General features: G+C 71.0%; 7 protein-coding genes. 6 read left to right on the top strand and 1 reads right to left on the bottom strand.

Going from position 1 to position 5988, the window contains the following annotated elements; genetic code table 11:
* The 4 genes from infB to Q2100_RS28620 all read left to right on the top strand — a co-directional run.
* Positions 1 to 1947, top strand: a 1947-nt coding sequence (gene infB, locus Q2100_RS28635; protein ID WP_302916754.1) for a translation initiation factor IF-2, incomplete at its 5' end; no start/stop codon positions are given.
* On the top strand, positions 1947 to 2465 hold the full coding sequence (gene rbfA / locus Q2100_RS28630) for a 30S ribosome-binding factor RbfA (RefSeq protein WP_264013512.1): 519 nt from the start codon (positions 1947 to 1949) through the stop codon (positions 2463 to 2465). The genes infB and rbfA, both read left to right, overlap by 1 nt.
* Complete coding sequence (locus Q2100_RS28625; RefSeq protein ID WP_302916753.1) at positions 2440 to 3450, top strand: DHH family phosphoesterase; 1011 nt, start codon at positions 2440 to 2442, stop codon at positions 3448 to 3450. The genes rbfA and Q2100_RS28625 overlap by 26 nt, the downstream gene beginning before the upstream one ends.
* A gap of 16 nt (positions 3451 to 3466) precedes the next feature.
* Positions 3467 to 4798, top strand: a complete 1332-nt coding sequence (locus Q2100_RS28620; RefSeq protein ID WP_302916756.1) for an MATE family efflux transporter — start codon at positions 3467 to 3469, stop codon at positions 4796 to 4798.
* An 11-nt stretch (positions 4799 to 4809) separates the two neighbouring features.
* Here the strand turns inward: Q2100_RS28620 and Q2100_RS28615 are convergent, their stop codons facing one another.
* A complete protein-coding gene (locus Q2100_RS28615; RefSeq protein ID WP_302916752.1) occupies positions 4810 to 5571 on the bottom strand; it encodes an enoyl-CoA hydratase in 762 nt (253 codons plus the stop codon).
* Positions 5572 to 5608: 37 nt separating this feature from the next.
* Here Q2100_RS28615 and Q2100_RS28610 point away from each other — a divergent pair, with 37 nt between their 5' ends.
* Both Q2100_RS28610 and Q2100_RS28605 read left to right on the top strand, forming a co-directional pair.
* Positions 5609 to 5893 carry a DUF2277 domain-containing protein gene (locus Q2100_RS28610; protein ID WP_302916751.1) on the top strand — a complete coding sequence of 95 codons (285 nt, stop codon included), beginning with the start codon at positions 5609 to 5611 and terminating at the stop codon, positions 5891 to 5893.
* On the top strand, positions 5890 to 5988 hold a 99-nt coding region (locus Q2100_RS28605; RefSeq protein ID WP_302916755.1), incomplete at its 3' end, for a DUF1802 family protein. The genes Q2100_RS28610 and Q2100_RS28605, both read left to right, overlap by 4 nt.

Raw genomic sequence — 5988 nt, 5'->3', positions numbered from 1 at the left:
GGCGGTGGTCGTCCCGGCCAGCGCGGCGGCGCTGCGGGTGCCTTCGGGCGTCCCGGTGGCGCGCCGAAGCGCGGCCGTAAGTCGAAGCGGGCGAAACGCGCCGAATACGAGAACATGCAGGCGCCGGTCGTCGGCGGCGTGCGGTTGCCGCACGGCAACGGCGAGACCATCCGGCTGGCCCGCGGCGCGTCGCTGAGCGATTTCGCCGACAAGATCAACGCCAACCCGGCCTCGCTGGTGCAGGCGCTGTTCAACCTCGGTGAGATGGTCACCGCCACGCAGTCGGTGGGCGACGAGACCCTCGAGCTGCTCGGCAACGAGATGAACTACGTCGTGCAGGTCGTGTCCCCGGAGGACGAGGACCGCGAGCTGCTCGAATCCTTCGACCTCACCTACGGCGAGGACGAGGGCGGCGAGGACGACCTCGAGCAGCGGCCCCCGGTGGTCACCGTCATGGGTCACGTCGACCACGGCAAGACCCGGTTGCTGGACACGATCCGCAACGCCACCGTCCGCGAGGGCGAGGCCGGCGGCATCACCCAGCACATCGGCGCTTACCAGGTCACGGTCGAGCACGACGGCACCGAGCGGCCGATCACCTTCATCGACACCCCCGGTCACGAGGCGTTCACCGCCATGCGTGCCCGTGGTGCGAAGGCCACCGACATCGCGATCCTGGTGGTCGCGGCCGACGACGGCGTCATGCCGCAGACGGTCGAGGCGATCAACCACGCGCAGGCGGCCGACGTGCCGATCGTGGTGGCCGTCAACAAGATCGACAAGGAGGGCGCCGACCCGGCCAAGATCCGCGGTCAGCTCACCGAGTACGGCCTGGTCGCCGAGGACTTCGGCGGCGAGACCATGTTCGTCGACATCTCCGCCAAGCAGGGCACCAACATCGACGCGCTGCTCGAAGCGGTCCTGCTGACCGCGGACGCGGCGCTGGACCTGCGGGCCAACCCGGACATGGAGGCCCAGGGTGTGGCGATCGAGGCGCACCTGGACCGTGGCCGCGGCCCCGTCGCGACCGTGCTGATCCAGCGCGGAACGCTGCGGGTCGGCGACTCCATCGTCGCGGGCGACGCCTACGGCCGCGTGCGGCGCATGGTCGACGAGCACGGCGAGGACATCCACGATGCCCTTCCGTCGCGGCCGGTGCAGGTCATCGGCTTCACGTCGGTGCCGGGAGCCGGTGACAACCTGCTCGTGGTCGACGAGGACCGCATCGCCCGGCAGATCGCCGACCGGCGCAGCGCCCGCAAGCGCAACGCCCTGGCGGCGCGCTCGCGCAAGCGGATCAGCCTGGAGGACCTGGACTCGGCGCTGAAGGAGACCAGCCAGCTGAACCTGATCCTCAAGGGCGACAACTCCGGCACCGTCGAGGCGCTGGAGGAGGCCCTGCTGGGCATCGAGATCGACGACGAGGTGGAACTGCGCGTCATCGACCGCGGTGTCGGTGGCGTCACCGAGACCAACGTCAACCTGGCGTCGGCCTCGGATGCGATCATCATCGGCTTCAACGTCCGCGCGGAGGGCAAGGCCACCGAGCTGGCCAACCGCGAGGGCGTCGAGATCCGCTACTACTCGGTGATCTACCAGGCCATCGACGAGATCCAGGCCGCGCTCAAGGGCATGCTCAAGCCGGTCTACGAGGAGAAGGAGCTCGGCCGCGCCGAGATCCGCGCGATCTTCCGGTCGTCGAAGGTCGGCAACATCGCGGGTTGCCTGGTCCAATCGGGCATCATGCGGCGCAACGCCAAGGCCCGCCTGCTGCGCGACAACGTCGTGGTGGCCGAGACCGTCACCATCTCGTCGCTCAAGCGCGAGAAGGACGACGTCACCGAGGTGCGCGAGGGTTACGAATGCGGTCTCACGCTGACGTACTCCGACATCAAGGAAGGCGACATCATCGAGGCGTACGAACTCGTCGAAAAAGCGAGGACGTAGTGGCCGATCCGGCACGGGCACGCCGGCTGGCCAAGCGCATCGGCACCGTCGTCGCGTCGGCGATCGAGTTCGAGATCAAGGATCCCCCGTTGGCCTTCGTGACCGTCACGGACACGAAGGTGACGGGTGACCTGCACGACGCCACCGTGTTCTACACGGTGCGCGGCGAGACGCTGCAGGACGAACCCGATTACGCCGCCGCGGCAGCGGCGCTGGAGCGTGCCAAGGGCACGTTGCGCAGCAAGGTCGGCGCCGCCACCGGCGTGCGGTTCACTCCCACACTGGCTTTCGAGCTCGACAAGGTTCCCGAAACCTCCGCTCACATGGAGGCGCTGCTGGCGCGCGCGCGTGCCGCAGATGAGGATTTGGCGAGAGTTCGGCAGGGTGCCAGGCACGCAGGCGACGCCGACCCGTACCGTGTGACGGGGGCGGAGGAAACCGGCGGGGACTCGGAGTACGGGCAAGACAACGGACTCGATGTTGAGGACACCGGTGACAACGACAGACAAGGCGACTGACGTCGCGCTGCCGGGCACGCGCGTCGACGCGCACACGGCCGCCGGGCTGCTGTCCGCGGCAGGCACCGTCAGCGTGGTCTGTCACGTCTATCCCGATGCCGACACCATCGGCGCCGGGCTGGCGCTGGCATTGATCCTCGAACAGGCGGGCAAGGCCGTGCAGGTCAGCTTCGCCGCTCCCGAGGACCTGCCCGAATCGCTGCAGTCGCTGCCCGGCGGGCACCTGCTGGTCCAACCGGACGCGATGCGGCGCGACGCCGACCTGGTGGTCACGGTCGACATCCCGAGTGTGAATCGCCTGGGTGCGCTGCGCGACCTGGCCGATTTCGACGCCCATCCCGACCGTGACGTGCTGGTGATCGACCACCACGCCTCCAATCAGCTGTTCGGCAGCGCCAACTACGTCGATCCGTCGGCGGACTCGACCACCATGCTGGTCGCCGAACTGCTCGACGCCTGGGGCAAGCCGATCGACGCCGGGGTGGCGCACTGCCTGTACGCGGGGCTGACCACCGACACCGGGTCGTTCCGGTGGGCCAGCGCCCGCGCGCACCGGCTGGCGGCCCGGCTGGTCGAGCTGGGCGTCGACAACGCCGCGATCAGCCGCACGCTGTTGGACACCCATCCGTTCGCGTGGCTGCCGATGCTGTCGCGGGTGCTCGCCTCTGCGCGCCTGGTGCCCGACGCCGCCGGTGGCCGCGGCCTGGTGTATGCCGTTGTGGCACACGATGAGTGGTCCACCGCGCGGCCCGAAGAGGTGGAGAGCATCGTCGACATCGTGCGCACCACCGCGCAGGCGGAGGTGGCGGCGGTGTTCAAGGAGATCGAACCGCTGCACTGGTCGGTGTCGATGCGCGCCAAGTCCTTCGACCTCGCCACGGTGGCCAGTTCGTTCGGTGGCGGCGGACACCGGCTGGCGGCCGGCTACTCGGCCATCGGATCCGCCGACGACGTGGTCGCGGCGCTGCATTCCGCCCTTGGCTGACGACGTCAGCGGGGCCCTGCCCGAGCCGGTCGCGGCACGGCCGGAACCGGTAACCTCCCGGCGCATCGCCGCGCTGGCGTTCCCGGCGCTGGGCGTGTTGGCCGCCGAGCCGGTCTACCTGTTGTTCGACCTGGCCGTCATCGGCCGCCTCGGCGCGGTCAGCCTCGCCGGCCTGGCCATCGGCGCGCTGATCATGGGCGTGCTCAGCTCCCAGCTGACGTTCCTGTCCTACGGCACGACCGCCCGGTCGGCGCGCTACTTCGGGGCCGGTGACCGCACCGCTGCGGTCGGCGAGGGCGTGCAGGCCACCTGGCTGGCGCTGGCCATCGGCACGGCGATCGTGGCCGCGGTGCAGGTCGCGGCGGTGCCGCTGGTGTCCGCACTGTCGGGTGGCGGCGAGGTCGCCGAGGCCGCCCTGCCGTGGGTGCGCATCGCGAGCCTCGCGGTGCCCGCCATCCTGATTGCCGCGGCGGGTAACGGCTGGATGCGCGGCGTGCAGGACACCATGCGGCCGCTGCGCTACGTGGTGTTCGGCTTCGCCGTGTCGGCGGTGCTGTGCCCGGTGCTGGTCTACGGCCTGCTCGGCGCGCCGCGGCTGGGCCTGCCGGGCTCGGCGATCGCCAATGTCGTCGGCCAGTGGATCGCCGCGCTGCTGTTCGTGTGGGCGCTGCTGGTGGAGCGCGTCGCGCTGCGGCCTGCGCCGGCGGTGCTGCGCGCGCAGGTGGTGATGGGCCGGGACCTGGTGCTGCGCACGCTGGCGTTCCAGGCGTGCTTCGTGTCCGCGGGGGCGGTGGCCGCCAGGTTCGGCGCCGCCGCGGTGGCCGCGCACCAGGTGGTGCTGCAGCTGTGGAGTTTCCTTGCGCTGGTGCTGGATTCGCTGGCCATTGCGGCGCAGTCGCTGGTCGGCGCCGCCCTCGGAGCCGGCCACCTGGCGCACGCCAAGTCGGTGGCGTGGCGGGTGACGGTGTTCTCGACCGCGGCCGCCGCGGCGCTGGCGGGAGTGTTCGCCGCAGGTGCGTCGGTGCTGCCGGGCGTGTTCACCGGCGACCAGTCGGTGCTCGACGAGATCGCGGTGCCGTGGTGGTTCCTGGTGGCGCAGCTGCCGATCGCGGGCATCGTGTTCGCGATCGACGGCGTGCTGCTCGGCGCCGGGGACGCCACGTTCATGCGCAACGCCACCCTGGCCGCGGCGCTGCTGGGCTTCCTGCCGCTGATCTGGCTGTCGCTCGCCTTCGGCTGGGGACTGCTCGGCATCTGGGCGGGGCTGAGCACATTCATGGTGCTGCGACTGGTGTTCGTCGGCTGGCGCGCCCTGTCCGGCCGCTGGCTGGTGCCCGGAACGGCGTGACCTGCGGCCGGTCAGCGCACCTGGGCGCGGCCCCGCTCGAACACCGCTGCGCGGTTGGCGGCGATGTCGTCGCCGGACGCCGTCGCCATCCAGCGGCGCGCCGAGTCGGCCTCGATCCACAGGGCGGCGTTGGTCTGCGATTCGTCGATGCGGTGGTAGGAGTCCAGCAGCGCCCGCACCGCGCGCTGGTTGTTGCCGACGATCGAGGCCGCGACCTGTCGCGCGGTCGGCAGCAGCTCGTCGTGTGCGACGACCTGGGTGACCAGTCCGGCCCGCAGCGCGTCGGATGCCGAAAGGTAGTCGCCGGTCAGGCTCATCCGGCGGGCCAGCCCGACACCGACCTTCTGCGGCAGCCGCACCGACAACCCCCAGGTGGGCATCAGGCCGACGCGGGCGTGGGTGTCGGCGAACCGGGCCTGCTCCGAGGCGATCAGGATGTCGCAGTAGAGCGCCATCTCCAGCCCGCCGGTGACGGCGGCGCCGTTGATCGCACCGATCACCGGTTTGGTCAGGTGCGGCCACTTCGGCGAGATGTCGGGCAGTTCGGTCTGGTCGCCGAGTTCCTTGAGGTCCAGGCCGGCGCAGAACACGGGGTCGGCGCCGGTGAAGATCAGCACGTCGACGTCGTCGTCGGTCTCCGCGTCCCGCAGCGCGCCGAACAGCTTGCCGCGCAGCGCCGCCGAGAGCGCGTTGCGGGCCTTCGGCCGGTTCAGCGTCAGGGTGCGCACCCGGTCGGTGGTGTCGATCAGCAGGATGTCGTCGGCGTCGGTCATGGGGTAGACGCTAGCGACCGCGCCTATCGTGGTCGTCATGTGCCGAAACATCACTGAACTGCGTGGGCTGGAGCCGCGGGCGACGGACGAGGAGATCGAGGCCGCGGCGCGCCAGTACGTCCGGAAGGTCAGCGGCATCACCCGGCCGTCGACGGCCAACGAGGAGGCGTTCGAACTGGCCGTCGCCGAGGTCACCGCCACCACCACCCGGCTGCTGTCGACGCTGCCCGAGCGGCGCCAGCCGCCGAAGACCGTGCCGCCGCTGCGCCGCCCCGAGGTGCGGGCCCGCATCGCCGCCAAGGCCGCGCAGACCTCGGCGTGACGCCGGCGCCCACCGGCCCGGCGCTCAAGGAGTGGAGCGCCGCGGTGCACGCGATGCTCGCGGGCCGGCAGTCGATCCTGTTGCGCAAGGGCGGG

This window comes from Mycolicibacterium arseniciresistens (assembly GCF_030519285.1).
GTDB lineage: Bacteria > Actinomycetota > Actinomycetes > Mycobacteriales > Mycobacteriaceae > Mycobacterium > Mycobacterium arseniciresistens.
Note: the sequence above shows the minus strand (reverse complement) of the source record. Positions and strands in the feature narration are given on the sequence as shown.